Genomic DNA, 21,672 nt, shown 5'->3' on the forward strand with positions numbered 1-21,672 from the left:
CGCCCGGTACACTGCGTCTCCGTTGCCTCTCCCCGAACGCCCCAATGACCGCCGCCCAGACCGCCAAGACCCTCCTCGCCCGCCTTCATGAGGCCCACCCGGGTGCCCGCTACGAGCTCAACTGGAACACCCCGTTCGAGCTGCTCGTCGCCACCATCCTGGCCGCGCAGTGCACGGACGAGCGCGTCAACCGGGTGACCGCGACCCTCTTCAAGAAGTACCCCGGCCCCCAGTCCTTCGCCGAGGCCGACACCGCCGCGCTCGAGGAGGACCTCAAGCCCACCGGCTTCTTCAAGCAGAAGACGAAGTCCGTGCAGGCCATGAGCCGCGAGCTGCTCGCGAGCTTCGGCGGCGAGGTGCCCAAGACGATCGACGAGCTGATCACCCTGCCCGGCGTGGCCCGCAAGACGGCCAACGTCGTGCTCAACACCGCCTTCAACCTCCCCTCGGGCGTCATCGTCGACACCCACGTGGCCCGCGTCAGCCAGCGCATGGGGCTCTCCAAGAAGGAGAAGCCCGAGGAGATCGAGAAGGAGCTGATGAAGCTCGTCCCGCAGGACCAGTGGACCTTCTTCGGGCCCGCGACCGTGCTGCACGGCCGCTACACCTGCACGGCGCGCAAGCCCAGGTGCGAGGCCTGCCCCATGAGCGACATCTGCCCGAAGCTCGGTGTCGAGGAGAAGTAGGGCGCCCGGTGTTCACCTGGCGGCGCGAGCCACCCGGGCGAAGTGGTGGGCGAGCCGCTCGAGCAGCTCCCGGTTCTCGGCCTCGGCCGAGCGGAGCTTGGGGAGCTGGGAGCGCAGCTCGTCGAGGTTCTTCTCGTGCAGCTCGACCAGCTCCTCGGCGCCATGGGTGAACCACCGGTCGAGCTCGTCCGCGGTGAGCTCCAGGTGGAACTGGAAGCCGAACGAGTCGCCGAGCCGGAAGGCCTGCTGGGAGTAGCGATCCGTGGAGGCCAGGAGCGTGGCGCCGGGCACGGCCTTGAAGGTGTCCTGGTGCCAGTGGGCCACGAGGGTGCGTGGGCGCACGCCGGCGAGCACGGGATCGGCCAGGCCCTCCTTCGTCCAGCGCACCGGGCCGACGCCCACCTCGAGGCCGTTCTTTCCGACGAAGACCTCGGAGCCGGCCGCGGCCGCCAGCAGCTGCGCGCCCAGGCACAGGCCCAGCACCGGGCGCCCGAGGGCGAGCCGCTCGGTGACCAGCGCCAGCTCCTCGCCGAGGAAGGGATGGCGCTCCGCCTCGTAGACGCCCATGGGGCCGCCCAGCACCACCACCAGCTCCGCGTTCAGGTCCTCGCGCTTGACGGTGCGGAAGCGCTTCACCAGCGTGAAGCCCGCCGCCTCCAGCGCCGGACCGAGCAACCCCGGCCCCTCGTGCTCCTCGTGCTGCATCACCACCGCGCGCATGGCGCCTCCTGGATGGGAGTCCGCGTGCAGACTACCCGCCCCGGCCAGGCCCGAGACACTCCGTTCTCATGGAGCGTTCCCCTTCCACATGCCGATAATGGAGGCAGGCCATGCGACGGCCTGCCCCACCGGCGAGGTCGCCCGGGAGCTGAAGTGGGACAAGAAGGCGGGCCGGTTCACCCTCGAGGCGGCGAAGCCGGGCGGGAGCTCGGCCGGGAAGAAGTGAGGCTCAGTCGAAGGGGCCGGGCGTGCCTTCGGAGCGGCCGCGATCGAACTCGCTCCGGAGGTGCCAGCGGACGCCGTGAACATCCGCCGCCGACCTGAGCGCGCCATCGACGGCGCGCACGAGCGCGGGCAGCATGCTCTCGGGCCGCCCTCCCAGGAGCCGTGCGAGGAGCGGTTGGCGCTCGTCGACCATGATGTGCCATTCCGGCGCCGCCTCCGGGATGAGCCCGACGCTCACGAGGGCGCTGGCCCGGGGCGTGGTGACGCGCAGTTGCCAGCCCCAGTCTTCCTGCCAGGGCCCGGCCACCTCGCCGGCCCCCGCCGCACGGAGCGCCTCCGCGAGCCAGGCGGCACAGTCCTCCCCGAAGCAGCCCGGGTTGAGGAAGTGGGGACGCACCTCGGTCGTGTTGAAGCGCTCCGTCCTGAAGGTGACGCTCGTCCGCACCCGCATAAATCTCCTCACCGAGGAAGGATATAAACCTACACGAAAGGCTGGCGCTGGGAATAAACACCGAATATCTATCTCGTGCATGGGAAGGATATCGGGAGCCCGCAACCGGAATCATGAGGAGACGCGCTCGCGGCTGCTGCAGAGCGTGGCCCAGCAGATCCTCGTTTCGGGAGGCTCGCACCCGAGCCTGCGCGTGCTCGCGGATGGCGCGGGAGTCGACCCTGGGACACTGAGGCACTACTTCGGCGATCGCCAGGGCGTGGTGCAGGCCGCCTTCGAATACCTGCTGAAATTCGGACAGGAGCGCCAGGCCTGGGCGAAGTCCCTGGCGGAGCTGCCGGCGAGGGCGGCCTTCACCCAACTGCTCGGACAGATCGCCGCCGCGTGGTCGGGAGCGCTGGGCGGCATGCACGCCGCGGGCTTCGCCGAGGGCATGGCCGACTCGGGGCTCGGGCAGATCTACGTCTCCTCCATCCTCGAGCCCACGCTGAGCTCCGTCGAGGAGCTGCTGATCATCTTCCATGCGCGCGGAGAGCTGTCGGTACCGGATGCGCGTGTGGCCGCGCTCGCGCTGATGTCTCCGGTGCTGCTGGCGCTCTTCCATCAGCACCAACTGCAAGGCCGCCGTTGCCGTCCACTCGTCCTGGAGAGCTTCATCGAGCAGCACCTGGACGGCTTCTTGAAGGGCTACGCGAAGAGCTAGTTCCAAAACGTCATTCCACAGGGGAGTTGCAATGAATTCGCCGCGTTTCTTGCCGGTGCTGGTCCTGCTTTGCCTCGTCACGGGGTGTCAGTGTGGTGGAGGGGGTGTGCCCGTCGTCCCGGAGAAGGTGGTGGGCCACTGCGTGTACACGAACAAGTTCAGCAGCATGGAGGAGTGCCGCGACTATGTCGGTGAGTGGACCGACGAGGCCGCGGTGGAGGACTGCAAGGACCAGGGCTCGACGGCGGAGCTGGGCTCGGCCTGCAACCTGGAGGAGCGGCTGGGTTACTGCTTCCTGGGGGGCGAGAATGACCGGTGGACGCGCATCAGCTTCCCCGGAGTGGACGCGCAGAAGTGCGGCTCCATGCAGCGCGGGTGTGAGCTGTTCGGTGGTGGCGTGTTCGACCCGGCGCCCGTGTGCGGTGGGCAGGTGGAGGACAGCGGCGGAGGGACGGGGCTGCCGACGTTCCAGCAGCCGGTGCTCAACTGTGTCGAGCCCAAGCAGGGCGAGCCGCCCGGGATGTCGCCGGGAGGGAAGGTCTGCACGTGGGAGATGATCTCCGGAGCCACCGAGCCGGGCCGCAGCTTCACGGACTACGCGAGCTGCGATCGCGTGCGCACGCAGCGCCCCTACTACCCGGTGCCGCCCGCGCCGGACGCGGAGCGGGCGGATGCGCGCATGCAGGAGCCGGCGTACGCCGCGGAGGTCACCTGGGTGCGGTCCCAGATCGAGTCGACGGCCTGCGTCTGCTGCCACTCGACACGTGCGCCCCAGGGCCCGGCGAACTGGTTCGTCGAGTCCCCGGGCAACTTCATCAACTCCTTCAACCCGAGGGGCCTGGCCATGGGCGCCGGGTGGATCAACACGGTGGGCTTCGGTGCGTACCCGCGCGAGCAGAACAACGGCTTCTCGCGAGCGGGGCCCGAGAACCCGCATGACTCCATCTTCGTCACGACGGATCCGGTGCGGATGATGAACTTCTTCGAGGGCGAGCTCTCCCACCGGGGCTACAAGCGCGAGGACTTCGCCGATCAGACGTATGGCGGGGGCCCGTTGGATGCGCAGCGCTTCTTCCGGCCCACGCTCTGCGAGAGCGGAGAGGGCGTCGCCGCCGATGGGACGCTCACCTGGCGGGGTGGCAAGGCGCGTTACGTGTACGTGCTCGAGGCGGACGCCACGTCGCCCACGGTGCCGCCGAACCTGGATCTGCCCGAGGGCACGCTCTGGCGCATCGACGTCCCGGTGGACGGCACGCCCGTCACGAGCGGCACGGTGCGGTACGGCGTCGTTCCCTCCGGCCTGTCGCAGCGCTTCCCGGCGTCCGGCCGGCCCGACGCGCTGGTGAGCGGCAGGACGTACTACCTCTACGTGCTCGCGGACATCATCATCCCCGTGACGCGCTGTCTGTTCACCATGCCGTAGTCCCTGCACGAATTCTGCACGAACATTCCCCGGGAGGTGCACCGCGCATCCATTCGCGTTGCACCTCCCTGCCCCACTCTGGGCCCCATGAGCCCAGACACGCTTCCTCCCACGCCCACGCCCACGCCACCGCGCCTGCCGGCGGGCTCGCCGGTCCGGCGGGCCTTCGGGTGGCTCGTGCGCCATCACGTCTTCGGCAGCCTCTTCATCGTCGTGTTCGCCACCGCGGTCATCGCCGGCCAGGTGGCGGACAGGACGGACTTCGCCAGCTCGGAGCTGGCCCGGGACGTGGAGGAGCGCTGGGGCGCCCCCGTCGTCCAGCCGGCGCCCTCGCTGCGCTACGTGCAGAGCGGCACCATCTTCACCGAGCTCAAGCCCCTGCCCTTCGACAAGCAGCACGTGCAGGTGCAGTCGCGGATGAACTACCGCAAGCGGGGCCTGCGCTACTTCTCCGGCTTCGACTTCACGCTCGCGGCCGACTACGCCGTCGTCAACCGCGAGGGCCACGACATCGACGTGGCCTTCATCTTCCCCATCGAGGTGGACAAGTCCCAGGTGCTCCTCTCGGAGCTGCAGTTCCTCGTCAATGGCGCCGAGTCGGACCTGGACCTCGGCGAGTCCGGCAACCGGCTCGTCTGGACGGGCCGCATCCCCCAGGGGGCCACCAGCACCTTCTCCATCCGCTACCGCGCCCGGGGTCTCGACTCCTTCATCTACAAGCTGGATCCCGCCCTGCCGGCCCGTGACGTGCGGCTGCACCTCGCCGTCGAGGGGGGCGAGAACTTCGACTATCCGCCCCAGGTGCTCTCGGCCACCCAGGTGGAGACCGGGCGCGGCACGGTGGCGCTCGACTGGGGCTTCCAGTCGCTCGAGTCGGGCGTGAACCTCGGCGTCATCCTCCCCTCGGTGGAAGCGTACGATGTCGTCGTGGCCACCATGGCGGGCCGCGCCTGGGTGCCCTTCATCGCCCTCATGGCGCTGCTGGCCGCCTTCAGCATCCGCCACCGCAGGCCGCTCGCCTTCTACGAGTCCTACCTCCTGGCCGCCGCCTACGGCTTCTTCTTCGTGCTGCTCGCCTACCTCGCGGCCTTCATGAACTTCTACGTGGCCTATGGACTGGCCACCCTCGGCCTCGGCGCGGCGGTGGTCGTCTACGGCAAGCGCCTCTTCCCCAAGGAGCGGACCGCCCTCCTGGCGGGCACCTGGGGCGCCACCCTCGTGGTGCCCACCACCGCCGTCATCCTCCAGGGCTACACCGGCCTCATCTACACGCTGGAGATCCTCGCGGCGCTGCTCGGGCTGATGGCCCTCTCCACCCGCGCGAGCGTGCGGGCCCTGCTCTCGGATCTCCCTCCCGGCGGCGAGCCGCCGCTCACCCCCGCCACCCAGGAAGCGCGGTGAACCATGTGGACCTCTTCTCTCGTACTCGGATTGCTGCTGACCGCTTCGGCGGGTTCCCCTTCGGCCACCACGGTCTCGGGCTCCGCGACCATTCCCCTAGAGGAGCTGCTCCCGCTGTACGCGCAGCAGCGCCCGGAGCAGGCGCCGCCCGCGCCGCCCACGGACGCCCTGGTGGTGAAAAGCCAGCTCAAGGGACGCCTCACCGCGGACGCGCTGCTGGTGGACGCGCACTTCGAGGTGCAGGTGCTCGCCAGCGGGCGCTGGACGCAGGTGCGGCTGCTGCGGCTCGACGCGGACACATACCTCACGGCGATCCCCTCGCTGGAGGACGCCACGGTGGGCGCGCTGGAGGATCATCTCAGCCTGGTGACGCGTGAGCCCGGCCGCTACAGCTTCGACGTCAGTCTCGCGCTCCGGCCCGCGGGGAGCGGCGCTGATCGCCAGGCGCAGCTGCGCTTCGGGCCGCAGGTCTCGCCGGTACCGCTGCGGCTGGAGGCGGATGCCTCGGCCTTCACCCTGACCGAGCCGGCGGCCTCCGGGGGCGAGGACACCGACGTGTACCCCCGGCAGGGCGTGCTGCGGATCGGCTGGCGCACGGCCGTCGCGCCGAAGGTGGCCCGTCAGGTGGTGCGTCCGCCGCTGGAGCCGAGCATCCCCGAGGCCCACGCCTCCTGGGTGTCCACGCTGGAGGGCAAGGCCTCGGTGCGCGTGCGCTACGCGCTGCGGCTGGATCGCGAGCAGGAGTTGGAGCTGGAGCTTCCCGAGGGCCACCGCCTCGAGCGGGTGCTGCTCGACTCGGTGCCGCAGGTGCCCAGCGAGAAGGACGGCCGGCTGAAGCTGAAGGTGGCTCCGGCGCGGTTCGGGGAGACGGAGGCCTCGCTGGAGGTGGTGCTGGCGAGGGACCTGGGCGTCTTCCACCTGTCGGGCCGGCTGAAGCTGGCGCTGCCCAAGGTGTCCTGGCCGGTGGCCACGGTGCGGGCGCGGGCGCACTTCCCGGCCGTCTTCAACTACCGGCGCGAGGGCGGCAGCATGGAGCAGTACGAGGAGACGGGAGCGGACGGCGGACTGGAGACGCAGACGCCGCTGCCCGGCAAGGTGCTCCACTTCCGCCAGTACCTTGTGGCGGCCTCCGCACCCACGCTGGAGCTGGGCTACTCGGTGGACATCTCCCAGAGCTACTTCCGGTGAGGTTCGATGCTCCCTCTCCCTCCGGGAGAGGGGAAATCTTCGCGGTCCCCTGCCCGGAGCTCACCGCCGCGAGAAGCGCACGAGGAGGCCATCGCGCGGGAGCGGAATGGGGAAGGGAATCGGGCTGAGGTCCTGTCCGGGGACAAGCTCCCACTGGTAGCCGCGCAGCAGCAGGGCGGCGACCACGGCCATCTCCACCATGGCGAAGTGCTGCCCCACGCACACCCGGGGGCCGCCACCGAAGGGAATGTAGGCCCCCTGCGGCTTCTGCTCGCAGCGCTCGGGGCCCATGCGCTCCGGATCGAAGCGCTCGGGGGACGTCCACGGGGCGCTCTGGTGCGAGGCGCGGATGCTCAGCGACACCTGCCAGCCCTTGGGGATGCGATAGCCACCGTAGGCCACGTCCTGCGTCGTCACCCGGAAGGCGCCCGCGATGGGCGGGATGACGCGCATCACCTCCTGGATGACCTGGTGCAGGTAGGGCATGGCCCGGAGCGTCTCCAACGTCAGCGGCCCCTGCCCCGCCAGTTCCTGCTGCTCCCGCAGGCACCGCTCCAGCACCTCCGGGTGTTGTGCCAGGAGCATCATCAGGTTGGAGGTGGCCGTCACCGTGGTGTCATGGCCGGCGAAGAGCAGGAGTTGAAGCTCGTCGAGGACGGCCTCGCGAGGCAGCGGCCGGCCCTGCTCGTCCCGCGCCGAGAGCAGCGAGCCGAGGGTGTCGGGGGGCTGCTCGGCCAGCTTCTCGCGCTCGACCACCATCGGCTCGAGGTACGCGCGCATCTCCTTCTCGGCGGCGACGCCCCGGGCGAAGGTCGTGAAGGGAAGGTCCAGCGGCACGGCGGCGAAGAGGCCCGCTGCCCATTTCTTGAACAGACGGCTCATGTAGGCCGCGTCCACCGGGCTCTCGCCCATCATGAGGACGATGGCCACCTCGAACACGAGGGCGCGCACGGCGTCCACGGCCTTGAACGGCTGTGTCCCCGAGAGCCACTGCTCGCAGTGCCGATGGACGAGGGCCTCGATGCGCGGCACGAAGTGGCGCATGGCGGCGTAGGTGAAGTGCGGCGCGAGCAGGCGGCGGCGATCCAGGTGGGCGCCGCCGTTGAGCATGGCAACGGACTGCTTGCCCAGCAGCTTGCGGGCGCTCAGGTGCCAGCGGTTGCGCAGGTACTTGTTCTCGCCGGCGAAGATCCACCGGTTGGCCTCGGGACCGAGCAGGAAGACGATGGGATCGCCCAGCACATGGGAGCGGAAGACCTCCCCGTGGAGGCGGCGGCGATCCGCGAGGAACTTCCCGGTGTCCTGGATGAAGGAAAGCGTCTCGCCCAGCAGCGGGAGCCCCGAGCTCCCGGGAGGCAGCGGCAGGTGGGAGATATCGGCGGCTGGCGTTTCCATGGGCACGTCCTATGCCATGGAGCGAGGGGCGGAGGACAGACCCGGGCTCAGAGCGCCAGCGTGAGCGTCATCCGCGGGTGGACGCGGACCGCCCTCCGCGCGGCACTCCCGCCTGGCTGACCTCGGCGGTGGTTCGCGGCGTCGTGAGGCCCGGGGGTTCTGAAGAGAGCAGGAGACCTGCCAGGTAGAGAGGCCATGAACGCCAGGCCGCTCTCCTGCCTGATCCACGCATGGATCCGCGCACACGAACGCGCCGCACTGTGTTAAGGTCCGAACGCTTCGGGAGCCCTGACTTCCACCCAGACTCTCGCGGAGAGAGTCGGCTCCACAGGGGGGTACACATGACCGAGACGTACGATGCCCTGGTCATCGGCACCGGCTTTGGGGGTGCGGTAGCGGCCTGCCGTCTGGCGCAGGCGGGCCTGTCGGTGCGCGTGCTGGAGCGCGGCCGGCGCTACCCCAAGGGGGGCTTTCCGCGCGACTGGGACAATCCGCTCAACGGCTGGCTGTGGAGGCACAAGCAGGGCCTGCTCGACGTGAAGCTCCTGTCGGGCATGAGCGTGGTGCAGTCGGCCGGCTACGGCGGCGGCTCGCTCATCTACGCCAACGTGCACCTGCGGCCGCCCGCGGAGACCTTCGCCAACGGCTGGCCCGAGGGCTACGGCCGGACGATGTTGGATCCGTACTACGATCTCGTGGCGTACATGCTGGACGTGCAGCCCATCACCGCGTCCGCGCGGGGGCTGCCCACCAAGACGAAGCGCATGCAAGAGGTGGCTCGGAAGCTCGGGCGCGAGGCGCAGTTCTTCCACCCGGACCTGGCCGTGCGCTTCGCCCCCGCCGGCGAGCCCATGCCCAACAAGTTCGGCGTGGCGCAGGAGGGCTGCAACTACTGCGGCGAGTGCGACATCGGCTGCAACGTCCGGGCGAAGAACACGCTGGATCTCAACTACCTGGCCGTCGCCGAGCAGCGCGGCGCCGAGGTGACCACCCAGGCCGAGGCCATCAACATCGAGCCGCTCTCGCCGGGCTACCGCGTCACCTACAAGGACCACGCCGCGGACGGAGTGGAGCGCACGGTGGATGCGCGGCGCGTCTTCCTGTGCGCGGGCGCGGTGAACACCACCGAGCTGCTGCTGCGCTGCCGGGACGACCTGGGCACGCTGCCCGAGCTCAGTGACACGCTGGGCTACCGCTACTCGGCCAACGGGGATCTGCTCGCCTTCGCCTTCGACACGCGCGAGCCGTGGGATCCCGCGGTGGGCCCCACCATAACCACCAGCATCGTGGTGGACGAGGGCCAGGCGCCCGGCAAGCGGTGGTTCCTCTTCCAGGAGGGCGGACACCCCACGCAGGTGGCGGGGCTCCTCCAGCTGCTCAACCCGGCCCAGAGCCTGGCCCGCATCCCCACGGATCTGATGCAGCAGGAGCTGGTGAAGGTGTTCCGCCAGCGTGCGAAGGAGCTGTCCTCCATCGACGGCGAGCGCGGGCGCTTCCAGTCGGTGTTCCTGGCCATGGGCCGGGACAAGGCCAACGGGCGGCTGGAGCTGGTGCCCCTCACGCGCGAGCTGCAGGCGAAGTGGGACGTGCCCTCCAACCTGCCGCTGTACCGCACGCAGGAGCAGCTGTGCCAGGACATCGCCAAGGCCCTGGGCGCGCAGGTGGCCTACAACCCGCTGTGGGAGCGGCTGCACGTGCCCGTGTCCGTGCACAACCTCGGCGGCTGCGTCATGGCCGAGGAGGAGGCCTACGGCGTCACCAACCCGGACGGTGAGGTGCACGGCTACCCCGGGCTGTACGTGCTGGACGGCTCCGCCCTGCCCTCCAGCACCGGCGTCAACCCCGCGTCCACCATCGCCGCCGTGGCCGAGCGCAACGTGGAGAAGGCCATCCGCGGCTTGCTCGGCAACCCGGACTGGAAGGCGCCGGAGCGGGCCCTCGCGACGCCCCGCGAGGACCAGGTCGGCAAGGTGACGATCCCGGTGGGAGGCACGGTGGCCTCCACCAGCCCGGTGGTGGGCATGCGCTTCACCGAGCGGATGACGGGCTTCCACGCCCTGGGCCACGCGCCCGCCGAGGACTTCGCGGGCGCGGAGAAGGCGGGCCAGCAAGCCAACACCGTGGCCGAGTTCACCGTCACCATCACCCTGGCCAACCTGGATCGCTTCCTCGCCGAGCCGGCTCACGGTGGCATCGCCCAGGGCACCGTCCACGTCGCCGGCCTCACCCCGCCCGAGGGCGCCAAGGTGGAGAGCGGCGTCTTCAACCTCTTCGTGGACACCGACAGCTTCTACGAGCGGCGGATGATCTACCTGCTGCCCTTCATCGGCAAGGACGGCCAGCCCTACCTGCTCGACGGGTACAAGGAAGTGAAGGACCGGGGCGACTTCGACGTGTGGGGCGCCACGGCGACCCTCTACACCGTCATCCGCCGGGGCAAGGACAAGAACGGGCCGGTGGTGTCCAGCGGCATCATCCGCCTGAACAAGAAGGATTTCGCCGAGCAGCTCACCACCTTCGAGGTGCTCGGTACCACTTCAACGCAGGCGAAGGCGGACGCGTACTGGCGTTTCGGCTCCATGTTCATGGGCACGCTCTGGGACGTCTTCGTCCGCCCGCGTCTGGAAAACTAGGAGAGACACATGGCTGCGATGGCGAACCGGTATGACGTGGTGGTGGTGGGCTCTGGCTTTGGAGGCTCCATCTCCGCCCTGAGGCTGGCACAGGCCGGCAAGTCGGTGGCCGTGCTCGAGCGCGGCCGGCGCTACACCCCCGGGCAGTTCCCCCGGGACGTGACGCGCACCAACGAGCTGCTCTGGCGCCGCGCCTCGCGTGAGCAGGCCCAGGGCCTGTACGATCTGCGGTTCCTCTCCGGCATCGGCACGGCGGTGGCCAGCGGCGTGGGCGGTGGCTCGCTCATCTACGCCAACATCCACGTGCGGCCGGACGCCGTCGTCTTCGAGGATCCGCGCTGGCCCAGGAGCTACAACCGCGCCGCGCTGGAGCCCTATTACGACAAGGTGGCCAGCGAGCTGAAGCTAACGCCGATGCCCGAGTCGATCAACCTGCGCAAGCGCAACGCGCTGCGCGCCGCCGCCGCGCGCATGGGCCGGGAGGTGTTCGATCCGCCCGAGGCCGTGGCGTGGACGGAGTCGCCCGGCCCGGGCCGCAAGCCGTGCCAGCTGTGCGCGGAGTGCGAGTTCGGCTGCCAGTACGGCTCCAAGCAGACGATGGATCAGACGTACCTGGCCCGGGCCGAGGCGCTCGGAGCCACGGTGTGGCCGCGCCTGCAGGTGTCCCACGTGGAGCCGGCGCAGGGCGGTGGCTACCGGGTGCACTTCGAGGACCTGGCCACCGGGGAGAAGCGCTCGGTGGAGGGGGCCCGCGTGGTGCTGTCCGCCGGAACGCTGGGCACGGTGGAGATCCTCCTGCGCAGCCGCGACAAGACGCGCACCCTGCCCAAGCTGAGCGCGCGGTTGGGCCATGGCTACTCGGGCAACGGTGACTTCCTGGGCTCGGTGTTCAACAGCCGGGAGGACCTGGAGCCCTGGGCGGGTCCGGACGTCTCCACGGTGATGCGCTTCTTCGACGCCGAGCCCTCCTTCACCATGGCGGCCCCCACCTTCAACAAGCCCGTCATGGAGGTGCTCACGGGCCTGGGGCAGCCGAACATCGGCGCTCCCTTCCAGGGCCTGGGCGCACCGCTGTGGCCCCTGCTGGGGCCGGCGCTCGACCTGGCCTTCCGCAAGGGGCTGCTCAGCAAGCCGGGCCGCACCAAGGCGGACCCGGCGCGCACGACGAACCTCTTCGGCATCGGCCGGGACAACGCCAACGGGCACATGGTGCTCAAGGGCGGCAAGCTGGACATCGAGTGGGACTACGCCGGGGAGAACAAGGCCCTCGTCGATCGCATGACGGTGGCCATGCAGGAGCTGGCCTCGCAGTACGGCGGCACCTACGCGCCGCTCGTCACCTGGCAGCTCTTCAAGAAGCCCCTCACGGTGCACTCGCTGGGCGGCGCGCACCTGGCCGACTCCCCCGAGCGCGGCGTGGTGTCCACCCAGGGCGAGGTGTTCCAGTACCCCGGCCTCTACGTGGCGGACGGCTCGGTGATTCCCAGCTCCATCGGCTTCCACCCGGTGATGACCATCAGCGCGGTGTCCGAGCGCATCGCCGAGGCCGCGGCGCGCAGCTTCTGAGACAACCCGGGCGGCCCCTGAAGGGGCCGTCCCCGTGAACGAGGAGAGGGCCATGAGGATCATGGACACGCTACCGGCCGCCGAGCGGCACGAGGTGAAGGCGGGAGACGGCGTCCCGCTGCGTCTCACCCGCTACCGGGGCGGCACGAAGGGCCCGGTGCTGCTGGTGCACGGCGCCGGGGTGTGGAGCGGCATGTTCAAGCTGCCCACCATCTCGGAGAACTTCGTGCAGTTCCTGGTGCGCCACGGCTACGACACGTGGCTGGTGGACTGGCGTGCCAGCACCCAGCTGCCCCTGCGCCAGTTCTCCCTGGACGAGGCGGCCGAGCACGACATGCCCGCCGCCGTGCGCAAGGTGCGCGAGGTGACGAAGGCGGACAGCGTGCAGGCGGTGGTGCACTGCGCCGGCTCGGTGATGTTCTTCATGGCGCTGGCGGCGGGCTACCTGCCGGACGTGCGCGGCGTGGTGGCCTCGCAGGTGGCGCTGCACCACCGCGTGCCGCGCTCCACGCTCCTCAAGTCCCGGCTGCGGCTGCCGGACGTGCTGGACGTGGCGGTGGACTACATGTCCCCCATCGAGGGCACCCAGAACCCGAGGCTCCAGGCGGCCTTCGGCAAGATGGTGGACCTGGTGTACCGGGAGTGCGGCAGCACGCTGTGCCACCGGCTGTCCTTCCTGTACGGGCGCCTGTACCGGCACGCGCGCATCAACACCCAGACGCACGAGCGGCTGCACGAGCAGTTCGGCCGCTGCAACATGCAGACGTTCCGCCACCTGGCGCAGATGGCGCGGGCCGGGCACGCGGTGCGCTACGACTACGGCAAGGAGGAGAACCTCCGGCGCTACGGCAGCGCGAAGCCGCCCGACTACTTGAATCCGAAGCACCTCAAGCTTCCCATCACCTTCGTGGTGGGCAGCCACAACCAGACGTACCTGCCCACCTCCTCGGAGCAGACGTACGAGTGGCTGCGGGAGGCCAACGGGGCCGCGCTCTACCAGCGCCAGGTGCTCGAGGGGTACGGGCACCTGGACACGTTCATGGGCAGCACCGCCTCGCGCGACACCTACCCGGTCATCCTCCAGGCGCTGGACGCCCAGGGCTGATCAGCCGGTGATGGTGATGCGGCGGCGGCCCAGCACGCCGCCGTCCATCTCCACCACGTCACCCACCTTCAGCATGCGCGGGTTGGGGGCGTGGGTGCGCAGCGCGGCGGACAGCCTCGCGGTGGGGCCCGGCAGCAGCGCCGCCAGCTTGCGCTTCCACGCGGGCACCGTGAAGGCCACCCCCGAGGGCGTGCCCGTGAGGACGGCATCCCCCTTCTCCAGCACTCCCGAGGGCACCGCACGCGCGGCCAGCCGCAGCAGCTCGCGCGGCGAGGCGATGAGCTCCATCGTCTGGCCGCGCTGGCGGACCTCGCCATTCACCGTGAGGGTGAGCGTCACGTCCAGGCACGCATTCGCCTGGGGCGCGTCCGGCACCCACAGCACGGGTCCGGCCACGAAGAAGCCCGGCAGGCTCTTGGCGGCGCCCCAGAAGGCCATCCGGTCCGGCCGGCCCTCGCCCAGCACCTGCACCGTGCGCGCCGTCACGTCATTGGCGAGGAAGTAGCCCACCGGCGGCGCGAAGTCCGGGCGCTCCAGCACGTCCGCGCGCACGTCCTCCAGCAGCACCAGGCCCAGCTCCACCTCGTAGTCCAGCAGCGGCGGCAGCTCCGGGAAGCGCGAGGCCACCCGCGAGGAGAGCGCCGCGTCCAGCTTCGCCACCGCCGCCAGCATCGCGTCGCGCGAGGGGCTCGCCACCGAGTCTCCACGCTCCAGCAGCGAAGCGGCGTCCTTGGCGAAGACGGCCGGGCCGCCCGCGTCGCTGCCCGTCTCGTTGATGTGGGCCGCGTAGGTGAGGCCGAGCGCATGCACCCGCTTGGGGGACAACGCCAGCGGCTGCGTGCGTCCAGGCGTACGGCCCGGCTCCAGCGCGGTCATCGAGGCCGGGACAGCGCGCGGCGCCAGCGTCAGCATCAGGTGCCCTCCGCCACCTTGAGGGGTGGCTCCTGGTCCGGCAGCACGGTGTCGTCCCACCCGACGTAGCGCACGCCGGGGATCCGCTCGTGCCCATGGAACTCCAGGGCGCCCACGGCGGAGGTGAGCTTCCTCCCGTCCGGCTTCCAGGCCGCGTAGGGGTGGGAGCGGGTGAAGAACTCCAGCTCGCAGTTGGCCACGTCGCTCTGGGCCACGTGCACGTCCCAGCCCTGGGGATCCCGGTATGCGTAGCCCACCAACGTGCGCGGGTCGCACCAGGCGCGCCCCTTCACGGACACGGTGGCCGAGGCCGCCTGGAAGAGCAGCTCGCCGTGACGCGGCGTCTCCATCTTGGTGAAGAGCAGGCCGGGCACCTCATGGAAGGTGTGCTTCGCCTGCGAAGTGCGCAGGTAGATGGGCGTGAGGCGCGGACCCCGATTGCGCCGTTGGCGAACGGTGAGGGCCTCCAGCCGGGCCTCCGGATCCTCGCGGAAGATCGGGACGTACAGCCACGTCAGGTCCTCGATGCGCCGGTGGCCCCACAGGTGCTTCTGCATCCCCGGAGCCCCGCGCACCTCGAACGGCTTGCCGTCCACGGTGACGGTGCCGCTGAAGGTGATGTCGTCGTGCGCGTGGTTGACGTGCGTGACCAGCGGCAGCATCCCCACGCCCCGCGGCGTGCGCCGGACGGCCTCACCGGACTCGGGGGTGTAGCGCAGGTCCCACGCGATGGAGTGCCCGCCCGAGGCGACACTGCCATGGACTTTGCCCGGCGCCAGCTCCGCATCCCCGATGCGGATGCCGAAGCGGCCCGGCGTCCCCGGGTCGAAGGCGGAGATGGGATGGATGGCCTTCACCGCCACCGCGGGCGCGTTGGGCGACGCGCAATCGAAGGCCGCGGCCCACACCGTGGCCCGAGGCTCGCCCGGCGCACCTGGAGCCGGGGTGAAGAGCGTGTAGCGCAACCACCAGGCGCGCTCGCCGCCCGGGTCGAGCACACACAGGAACCAGATCTCGAAGAACCCCGCCTGCTTCTTCCAGCGCGGCAGGTTGGCTTGCTCGCTCGTCGGCATACCGTCACCCCCCTATACGTGCCCCGTTACGTGAAGCCTCGCAGAGCCAACATGGCCCGGCAAGAACCGCACGCGTCACAGGCCTCAGGGCTTCGATTCCGTCCAGGTGATGCGGAAGGTTACGCCCTCATCGTCAAAGTGGCGCAGCACCGCCCGCATGTTCAGATCACCCGCGCCGCGCGCCGAGCCCTGGACGATTCCATGCTTGAAGTGGCGCAGCAGGCCGCGCTCGTTCAACCACAGGTCCACCTCGGTGGGCCCCAGATCCGTGATGAGGGCCTCCTGGTAGTTGTTGCCCGCGCGGAAGTTCTGCCGAACGCGCGACAGCCTCCGCTTCGGATTCATCAGCCGCAGCACGCCGAAGATGGCGCGGCCCAGCATCGTCTCGCTGTACCCCTCGATGTGCCGCTCGCCGAGCAGCCGGAAGCCCTCGGCCTCCGACTTGTCGGGGTGCAACGACCTGGCCGCCAGGCCCACGCAGCGCTCCCAGACCTCGACCGGGTAGGCCGGCATCAGCCGCTTGTCCAGGTCCAGCCCCGCCTGCTTCAGCTGCTGCCTGAGGGTGGGCGTGATCCTCGGGCCGATTCCCCGGACGAAAAGCCCCTCGACGGTCTGATCGAAAACGAGTCTCTCGTTCTTCAACATGGTGTTGCTTCCTTGCTGTGCCCAGACCCGCGGGTCAGGCCCCCTTGGCACGCAGGGACCCCACTTATGGCGTCATGATCGAAGCCTACCATGGGACCACCTCGAGCGGGGTGGGTCTAGCCCGAGGCAGGGCCCGGCGACAAGCGGGGAGCCGCCGCCACCACCGCGAAGGCCGCTCCCCCTCCTTGTTGCTCCGGCGGCAACAGCTCCAGACTGGCGCCGAAGGCCCGGAGCATCGACTGGGCGATCGTCAGGCCGAGCCCCGTGCCTCCCCGCTCGCGCGCCGTGGTGAAGAAGGCGTCGAAGACGCGGGCCCGGTTGGACTCGGAGATGCCCTTCCCATCGTCGCGCACCACCACCCGTCCCCGCCCCTCACCCGCCACGTCCGCCTCCAGCCGCACGTGCACGCCCTCGCCCCCGTGCTGGGAGGCGTTGGTGATGAGCTGCCAGACGATGTCCTCCAGCACCTCGGCGGGCAGGCCCAGGACGAGCCCCGCGGGCACGGCCCCCACCTCCACGGCCAGCCCCTGGGCCCGTCCCCGCTCCGCCAGGCCCTCCAGCAGCGGTGCCACCTCCGTCCGCGAGGGACGCGCCACCAGCGAGTCCGCGCGGGCCAGCTCCAGCAGCCGCTGCACCAGCCGGGTGAGCCGCCGGGCATCCGCGTCGATGTTGGCGAGGAAGCGCTCGCGCTGCGCGGGGGACATGCCGTCGGCGCTGTCGCGCAGCAGCTCCACCGCGCCCTGGATGGAGGCCAGCGGTGTCTTGAACTCGTGCGACACGTTGGCCGCGAAGGAGCGGATGTACTGGTTGCGATCCCTCAGCGCCGTGGCCATGCCGGCCAGGGACTCGGAGAGCTCGGCGAGCTCCTCCACCACCGGGCGCGCCACCGGCTCGAAGCCCTCGGGCGCGCTGGCCGCGATGGCCCGCGTCTGCCGCACCAGGGCCCGCACCGGACGGACCACCAGCGCCGCCGCGGCCAGCGACATCATCGCCACCACGCCCAGCAGCACCAGCCCGGTGGCCGTGAGGTTCCACCGGTCCGCGTAGAGCGCCTTGGCGAACGTCATGGGCGTCCGGGAGAGCAGCACCGCGCCCCACACCCGCTCCCCCACGAGCACCGGCAGCACCACCGTCACCCGCACCCCGGTGTCGCGGCTGAGAGAGGCGAGCGGTGCGTCCTCGGGATCCGCGAGGCGCCGGCGCAGCACGCTGCTGGGCTCGCCGCGCAGGGCGCGCTGGACCTCCTGGCGGGCCAGCAGCGTGGTGCCGAGGCCCATGGAGCTGCTGGCCACCACCACCCCCTGGGCGTCCACCACGCGGATGCCAGCCAGCGTGGAGCGCCGCACCTGGGCGAGCAGCGGGGAGAGCTGCTTGCCGGCCTCCCGCGCGCGCGGCTCGGCGGGAATGGCGGAGACGGGGGGCTCCTCCACCGCGGGCAGTGCCTCGTCCGAGGCCCGGAGCGAAGGGAGGATGGGTTGCAGGTTCGAGTCCGCGGGCGAGGCGAAGGGCCAGGACGAGAGCCGGGTCAGGCCGTAGTCCTCCGTGCCGACCTGCTCGCGCAGCAGCTCGCCGTAGAGCGCGGTGACGACGGCGCCCTGGGCGATGAGCTCGGTCTCCGTCTGGCGGATGAGCTGGTTGTCGTAGACGCGGACGAACGCCAGGCCGAGCAGCGCGATGATCAAGGCGCCCAGCCCCACCGCGGCGAAGACCATCCACAAGCGCGGGCGGGCGCGCTGGCGGTCAGGGGATGGCGAGCCGGTAGCCAAGGCCATGCACCGTCTGGATGACTTCGCCCCCGGCCGAGGCGAACTTCTGCCGGATGTGCCGCACGTGGCTGTCGATGGTGCGGTCACTCACCACCACGTCCTCGTAGACGCGCGTCATCAACTCGTCGCGGGTGAAGGCCTTGCCGGGCGCGCGCAGGAGCGCGGCGAGCAGGTGGAACTCGGTGACGGTCAGCACCACCTCCTGGCCGTTCCAGTACGCGCGCCACAGGTCCAGGTCCATGCGCAGGGGTCCGCGCTGCAGCACCTGGGCGGGCGAGGGAGCGGCAGTGGGAGCCGGGGGGCTCGCGGTGGCACGGGCCCTGCGCAGCACGGCCTTGATGCGCGCTACCAGTTCGCGCGGGCTGAAGGGCTTGGCGATGTAGTCGTCGCCGCCCAGTTCCAGCCCGAGGATCCGATCCACCTCGTCATCCCGCGAGGAGAGGAACACGATGGGGACCTCGTGGGCGCGGCGCACCTCGCGGCACATCTCGAGCCCGTCCATCTCGGGCATCATGATGTCCAGGACGATCAGCGCGGGGACGGAGCGGCGCACCTGCTCCAGGCCAGCGCGTCCGTTGGAGGCCTGCTCGACGTGGAAGCCCGCCTGCGAGAGGGCGAAGCCCACCACCTCGCGCAGGTGCGGATCATCATCGACCACCAGGATGGAAGAACGTTCGGTCACGGCGTCCCGGAACCTATCACGCGCATGGACGGAATCGCCCTACCCCGCCTTGCCCCCCTGGCCCCCCTCCGCTCCCGGCAACAGTCTGATTAGATGCGCCCGAAGCTTCCGGGTACGGCGTGCCGATGACCGGCGCCCCTCCGGAGCAAGGGGGCCTCGATGTCGATGAACCACGAGCCGGTGAGGAACGAGTACCTGGATCAGGTCCGCGAGCAGCAACAGCGCCTCGAGGTGGACCTGAAGGCACGCAAGGCCGTGATGCCGGTCCAGCAGGCCCAGATGGCACCGAGAGCCGCCCGGGCCTTCGCCGCGCCCCCTCGCGAGATTCCGGGCAACGCCGTGGACGTGCGCATCACCGGCTTCTGGCGGTGGAAGACGGTCGTGGTGCCCCCCAACGCCTACGTCGTGCACACCCGCCGCGGCCACGCCCAACCCCTGCACATCGGCCTGGGTGTCTCCTTCCGCTTCGACCCGGCGATCGACTCGTTCCTGGTCGTGCCGGGGGCCATGCAGACCATCCTCATCAACGCGCACTGCATCTGCCGCGAGTTGCAGGGGCTGCTGGTGCAGGGCTACGTGCAGTGGATCATCGAGGACTTCGCCACCGCGTACAAGAAGCTCGACTTCACGGACGCCGAGGACCCGATGCGGGTGGTGAACGTGCAGCTGCGCGAGCAGGCCGAGGCCGCCATCAAGGACAAGGTGGCCACCATGAGCATCGACGCGGTGCTCTCGGACAAGCAGCCCATCATCGAGGAGCTCACGGCACGGCTGCGCCATGTGGCCGAGGGCGGAGGCGGCGGCGACAAGGGCCTCGGGCTGCGCATCGTCACGGTGCAGATCAAGGAGGCGGTGGTGAGCTCGGCGAGGCTCTGGGAGAGCCTCCAGAAGCCCTTCCGGGCCGAGCGCGAGCGCGTGGCGCGGCTGGCCACGCTGGAGACGGAGGACGCCATCACCCACCGCGAGCTGGAGGTGGAGCAGCAGCGCGAGCGGACGCGGCTGGAGACCGACGGCGAGCTGGCCATGCTGCGCGCGCGCAAGGAGGCGGAGGCGTACGACCGGGATCAGGCCGAGCGGCTGCGGCGCCAGCAGCGCGAGGAGGAGGACACCCGGAAGCTGGCCGTCGAGCGGCAGCAGTCCGCGCTCCAGACGGCCGAGCTGGAGAAGGCGCGGCTGGCGGTGGAGGCCGAGCTGGCGAAGCAGAAGCAGGAGGCCGAGGCCGCCCAGCGCAAGCGCGAGGCCGTGGCGGCCATCGAGCTGCTCGACCTGCAGCGGGCCGGGGCCAACCGGCAGGAGCGCGTGGAGCTGGAGCTGCTGGAGAACCGCCAGCGCATCCTCAACGGGCTCAGCGAGGCCAACCTCCAGGCGCGGATGGTGGAGCTGCTGCCGTCCATCGCCGAGAAGATGCCTCGGCCCCAGGAGCTGCGCTCCGTCACCATCGGCGGAGGCGCGGGCGCCCAGGAGGGCCAGGCGCTGACCACGCTGGTGGCGCAGATGATGGCGCTGGTGGGCGCGATGCGGCCCGAGGGCGAGCCGGCCACTCACCAGCACCCCGCGTCGAAGGCAGACCACTCCCAAAGTGGATCCGTTGGCCGTCCCCCCGAGCCGTGAAAAACTAGGGGCCTATGCACGTCGGCTCCGAGGAGGAGATGCAACAGCGGCTGGCCGCCATGCCGATTCAGCACAGCATGCGCGGCCTCTTCTTCAACTCCGTGCTGGATGTGCTTCGGCTGCTGGAGGACGAGAGCGCCGTGAAGCACTGCCTGGAGAGCACGGGCGAGACGCGGTACCTCGACTTCTTCAGCTACCCCACCAGCACGTATGTCCGGCTGCTCTATACGGCGGCGAATCTCCTCGGCACCCGGTACGGCGGCTTCGAGGGAGCCCTGCGGGTGATGGGAGCGCGGACGATCATGAAGTTCCTCGACTCCGCCGCCGGTAAGGCCCTGCAGCTGGTGGTCGAGGGCAATCCCCAACGGCTGCTCAACAACATCCCCGTGGTCCACAGGATGGTGATGAAAGGCGGAGAGTGCTCGATGAAATGGTCGAGCCCCACGGGCGGGCGCCTCACCATCGAGCGGATCTCCGCCCCCGCCCCCTTCATCGAGGGCGCGCTGCAGGCGATCTTCGACGCCACGCATGTCCGGAGCGCGAAGGTGGCCTCACGGCAGATTGGCCCCCTCGACGTCGAGTTCGCGGTGTCCTGGGAGTAGCGTCACCGCGTCGCGTGCGCGTAGACCTGCCGGGAGAGGTCCGCGATGAGCGAGCGGGCCACCTTCTCGTCCGGGATGCCGCTGGTGAGCACCACGAGGACGTAGGGAGGACGGCCAGACGGGTAGACGATGGCGGCGTCGTGGAGGACGCCGGAGATCTGCCCCGTCTTGTGCGCCACGGGCGTGCCCGGCGGCAGTCCCGCGGGGATCTCCAGGTTCAGCTCCTGGGCCAGGAGGATGGAGCGCATGGCCTGCGTGGAGGCAGGTGACGCCGCCTTCCCCTTCTCGATGGCGGTCATCAGGGTGGCGAGGTCCCGCGCCGTCGCGGTGTTGTTGAGACCCTTCTGGTACGCCTTGCCATCCTCCACGCCGCGCAGCACGGTCATCTGCCGCGCCCCCAGCGAGCGCAGGGTCTTCGTGACGCGCTTCGCGTCCACCAGGGCGATGACGGTGTTGGTGGCCAGGTTGCTCGAGCGGGTGATCATCCGCTCCACGAGCTCACGTGCCGGCACCGGCTTGCCGAGCCGCTCGTAGAGGGAGGCGTCCTCGTCGTCCTTCGCGTCCAGTGCGTACGGAGAGCCATCCACGATGGAGGCGAACTGGTTGGCCAGGGTCAGCTCCTGGCCCACGGACAGCTTGCCGGCATCCACCTGGCGGAAGAACTCGATCATCACCGGCACCTTCATGGTGCTGGCCGCATGGAAGGAGCGATCGGCCTCCAGGTAGAGCGAGTCCTTGGAGTTACCGAGGTGCTGGTACGCGACCGCCACGGAGGCGCCCTTCACCTGGGCGATGCGCTCCTGGAGGGAGGCGCGAAGGGTGTCGGTGCCGGACGGCGTCGCGGCGAGGAGGACGAGGAGCGCGGTGGTGAGCATGGGTGCAGGG

General features: G+C 70.3%; 20 protein-coding genes. 11 read left to right on the forward strand and 9 right to left on the reverse strand.

All coding sequences use genetic code 11. The features are described from left to right. The first annotated feature begins 44 nt into the window (after positions 1–44). Positions 45–686 (forward strand): endonuclease III, encoded by a 642-nt coding sequence (gene nth, locus NR798_RS24725; protein WP_375764944.1) that lies wholly within the window; start codon positions 45–47, stop codon positions 684–686. A 12-nt stretch (positions 687–698) separates the two neighbouring features. Here the strand turns inward: nth and NR798_RS24730 are convergent, their stop codons facing one another. Then, entirely contained in the window at positions 699–1,406 is a 708-nt protein-coding gene (locus tag NR798_RS24730; protein ID WP_375764945.1) for a glutamine amidotransferase, read from the reverse strand. 88 nt (positions 1,407–1,494) lie between these two features. Here NR798_RS24730 and NR798_RS24735 point away from each other — a divergent pair, with 88 nt between their 5' ends. Further along, on the forward strand, positions 1,495–1,632 hold the full coding sequence (locus NR798_RS24735; RefSeq protein WP_375764946.1) for a hypothetical protein: 138 nt from the start codon (positions 1,495–1,497) through the stop codon (positions 1,630–1,632). A 3-nt stretch (positions 1,633–1,635) separates the two neighbouring features. Here the strand turns inward: NR798_RS24735 and NR798_RS24740 are convergent, their stop codons facing one another. Then, positions 1,636–2,076, reverse strand: coding sequence for a hypothetical protein (locus NR798_RS24740; protein ID WP_375764947.1), 441 nt, complete (start codon positions 2,074–2,076; stop codon positions 1,636–1,638). Positions 2,077–2,161: 85 nt separating this feature from the next. On the opposite strand from NR798_RS24740, the gene NR798_RS24745 reads away from it, so the two are divergent. The 4 genes from NR798_RS24745 (at position 2,162) to NR798_RS24760 (ending at position 6,797) form a co-directional block, all read left to right on the forward strand. After that, complete coding sequence (locus NR798_RS24745) at positions 2,162–2,785, forward strand: TetR/AcrR family transcriptional regulator (RefSeq protein ID WP_375764948.1); 624 nt, start codon at positions 2,162–2,164, stop codon at positions 2,783–2,785. Positions 2,786–2,891: 106 nt separating this feature from the next. Next, positions 2,892–4,208, forward strand: coding sequence for a hypothetical protein (locus NR798_RS24750; protein WP_375764949.1), 1,317 nt, complete (start codon positions 2,892–2,894; stop codon positions 4,206–4,208). 87 nt (positions 4,209–4,295) lie between these two features. Continuing rightward, positions 4,296–5,609: a hypothetical protein gene (locus NR798_RS24755; RefSeq protein WP_375764950.1), complete on the forward strand. Its 1,314-nt coding sequence runs from the start codon at positions 4,296–4,298 to the stop codon at positions 5,607–5,609. A 3-nt stretch (positions 5,610–5,612) separates the two neighbouring features. Next, the gene (locus tag NR798_RS24760) at positions 5,613–6,797 is read left to right on the forward strand and encodes a hypothetical protein (protein WP_375764951.1); all 1,185 of its coding nucleotides are present in this window, start codon (positions 5,613–5,615) and stop codon (positions 6,795–6,797) included. Between the two features lie 60 nt (positions 6,798–6,857). Here the strand turns inward: NR798_RS24760 and NR798_RS24765 are convergent, their stop codons facing one another. After that, positions 6,858–8,192, reverse strand: a complete 1,335-nt coding sequence (locus NR798_RS24765) for a cytochrome P450 (protein ID WP_375764952.1) — start codon at positions 8,190–8,192, stop codon at positions 6,858–6,860. Between the two features lie 341 nt (positions 8,193–8,533). On the opposite strand from NR798_RS24765, the gene NR798_RS24770 reads away from it, so the two are divergent. The 3 genes from NR798_RS24770 to NR798_RS24780 are packed head-to-tail and all read left to right on the forward strand — an operon-like array spanning position 8,534 to position 13,496. Continuing rightward, positions 8,534–10,825: a GMC oxidoreductase gene (locus NR798_RS24770; RefSeq protein WP_375764953.1), complete on the forward strand. Its 2,292-nt coding sequence runs from the start codon at positions 8,534–8,536 to the stop codon at positions 10,823–10,825. A gap of 9 nt (positions 10,826–10,834) precedes the next feature. Beyond that, positions 10,835–12,391: a GMC family oxidoreductase N-terminal domain-containing protein gene (locus tag NR798_RS24775; protein ID WP_375764954.1), complete on the forward strand. Its 1,557-nt coding sequence runs from the start codon at positions 10,835–10,837 to the stop codon at positions 12,389–12,391. A 52-nt stretch (positions 12,392–12,443) separates the two neighbouring features. Then, positions 12,444–13,496, forward strand: a complete 1,053-nt coding sequence (locus NR798_RS24780) for an alpha/beta hydrolase (protein ID WP_375764955.1) — start codon at positions 12,444–12,446, stop codon at positions 13,494–13,496. Here the strand turns inward: NR798_RS24780 and NR798_RS24785 are convergent, their stop codons facing one another. From NR798_RS24785 to NR798_RS24805, 5 genes are all read right to left on the reverse strand, one after another. Continuing rightward, complete coding sequence (locus tag NR798_RS24785) at positions 13,497–14,408, reverse strand: fumarylacetoacetate hydrolase family protein (protein WP_375764956.1); 912 nt, start codon at positions 14,406–14,408, stop codon at positions 13,497–13,499. Continuing rightward, the gene (locus NR798_RS24790) at positions 14,408–15,481 is read right to left on the reverse strand and encodes a hypothetical protein (RefSeq protein WP_375764957.1); all 1,074 of its coding nucleotides are present in this window, start codon (positions 15,479–15,481) and stop codon (positions 14,408–14,410) included. The genes NR798_RS24785 and NR798_RS24790 overlap by 1 nt, the downstream gene beginning before the upstream one ends. An 84-nt stretch (positions 15,482–15,565) precedes the next feature. Further along, the gene (locus NR798_RS24795; RefSeq protein WP_375764958.1) at positions 15,566–16,126 is read right to left on the reverse strand and encodes a DUF2378 family protein; all 561 of its coding nucleotides are present in this window, start codon (positions 16,124–16,126) and stop codon (positions 15,566–15,568) included. A gap of 116 nt (positions 16,127–16,242) precedes the next feature. Further along, entirely contained in the window at positions 16,243–17,898 is a 1,656-nt protein-coding gene (locus tag NR798_RS24800; protein ID WP_375764959.1) for a sensor histidine kinase, read from the reverse strand. Then, positions 17,867–18,574: a response regulator transcription factor gene (locus NR798_RS24805; protein ID WP_375764960.1), complete on the reverse strand. Its 708-nt coding sequence runs from the start codon at positions 18,572–18,574 to the stop codon at positions 17,867–17,869. The genes NR798_RS24800 and NR798_RS24805 overlap by 32 nt, the downstream gene beginning before the upstream one ends. A 159-nt stretch (positions 18,575–18,733) precedes the next feature. Between NR798_RS24805 and NR798_RS24810 the strand changes: the two genes are divergently transcribed. Continuing rightward, positions 18,734–20,185: an SPFH domain-containing protein gene (locus NR798_RS24810; protein ID WP_375764961.1), complete on the forward strand. Its 1,452-nt coding sequence runs from the start codon at positions 18,734–18,736 to the stop codon at positions 20,183–20,185. Between the two features lie 14 nt (positions 20,186–20,199). After that, positions 20,200–20,787: a TIGR02265 family protein gene (locus tag NR798_RS24815; protein ID WP_375764962.1), complete on the forward strand. Its 588-nt coding sequence runs from the start codon at positions 20,200–20,202 to the stop codon at positions 20,785–20,787. Between the two features lie 2 nt (positions 20,788–20,789). On the opposite strand, the gene NR798_RS24820 is transcribed toward NR798_RS24815, so the two are convergent. Beyond that, a complete protein-coding gene (locus tag NR798_RS24820) occupies positions 20,790–21,662 on the reverse strand; it encodes a serine hydrolase (protein ID WP_375764963.1) in 873 nt (290 codons plus the stop codon). Positions 21,663–21,672: the final 10 nt, after the last annotated feature.

Origin of the sequence: Archangium gephyra (genome assembly GCF_042230915.1) — a bacterium.
Taxonomy (GTDB): Bacteria; Myxococcota; Myxococcia; order Myxococcales; family Myxococcaceae; genus Archangium; species Archangium gephyra_B.

Excerpts from the sequence above, each read along its gene's own strand:
- nth (WP_375764944.1), top strand. The coding sequence starts at position 45 with ATGACCGCCGCCCAGACCGCCAAGACCCTCCTCGCCCGCCTTCATGAG.
- NR798_RS24730 (WP_375764945.1), bottom strand. The coding sequence starts at position 1,406 with ATGCGCGCGGTGGTGATGCAGCACGAGGAGCACGAGGGGCCGGGGTTG.
- NR798_RS24735 (WP_375764946.1), top strand. The coding sequence starts at position 1,495 with ATGCCGATAATGGAGGCAGGCCATGCGACGGCCTGCCCCACCGGCGAG.
- NR798_RS24745 (WP_375764948.1), top strand. The coding sequence starts at position 2,162 with ATGGGAAGGATATCGGGAGCCCGCAACCGGAATCATGAGGAGACGCGC.
- NR798_RS24755 (WP_375764950.1), top strand. The coding sequence starts at position 4,296 with ATGAGCCCAGACACGCTTCCTCCCACGCCCACGCCCACGCCACCGCGC.
- NR798_RS24760 (WP_375764951.1), top strand. The coding sequence starts at position 5,613 with ATGTGGACCTCTTCTCTCGTACTCGGATTGCTGCTGACCGCTTCGGCG.
- NR798_RS24765 (WP_375764952.1), bottom strand. The coding sequence starts at position 8,192 with ATGGAAACGCCAGCCGCCGATATCTCCCACCTGCCGCTGCCTCCCGGG.
- NR798_RS24770 (WP_375764953.1), top strand. The coding sequence starts at position 8,534 with ATGACCGAGACGTACGATGCCCTGGTCATCGGCACCGGCTTTGGGGGT.
- NR798_RS24775 (WP_375764954.1), top strand. The coding sequence starts at position 10,835 with ATGGCTGCGATGGCGAACCGGTATGACGTGGTGGTGGTGGGCTCTGGC.
- NR798_RS24780 (WP_375764955.1), top strand. The coding sequence starts at position 12,444 with ATGAGGATCATGGACACGCTACCGGCCGCCGAGCGGCACGAGGTGAAG.
- NR798_RS24785 (WP_375764956.1), bottom strand. The coding sequence starts at position 14,408 with ATGCTGACGCTGGCGCCGCGCGCTGTCCCGGCCTCGATGACCGCGCTG.
- NR798_RS24790 (WP_375764957.1), bottom strand. The coding sequence starts at position 15,481 with ATGCCGACGAGCGAGCAAGCCAACCTGCCGCGCTGGAAGAAGCAGGCG.
- NR798_RS24795 (WP_375764958.1), bottom strand. The coding sequence starts at position 16,126 with ATGTTGAAGAACGAGAGACTCGTTTTCGATCAGACCGTCGAGGGGCTT.
- NR798_RS24800 (WP_375764959.1), bottom strand. The coding sequence starts at position 17,898 with ATGGCCTTGGCTACCGGCTCGCCATCCCCTGACCGCCAGCGCGCCCGC.
- NR798_RS24810 (WP_375764961.1), top strand. The coding sequence starts at position 18,734 with ATGTCGATGAACCACGAGCCGGTGAGGAACGAGTACCTGGATCAGGTC.
- NR798_RS24815 (WP_375764962.1), top strand. The coding sequence starts at position 20,200 with ATGCACGTCGGCTCCGAGGAGGAGATGCAACAGCGGCTGGCCGCCATG.
- NR798_RS24820 (WP_375764963.1), bottom strand. The coding sequence starts at position 21,662 with ATGCTCACCACCGCGCTCCTCGTCCTCCTCGCCGCGACGCCGTCCGGC.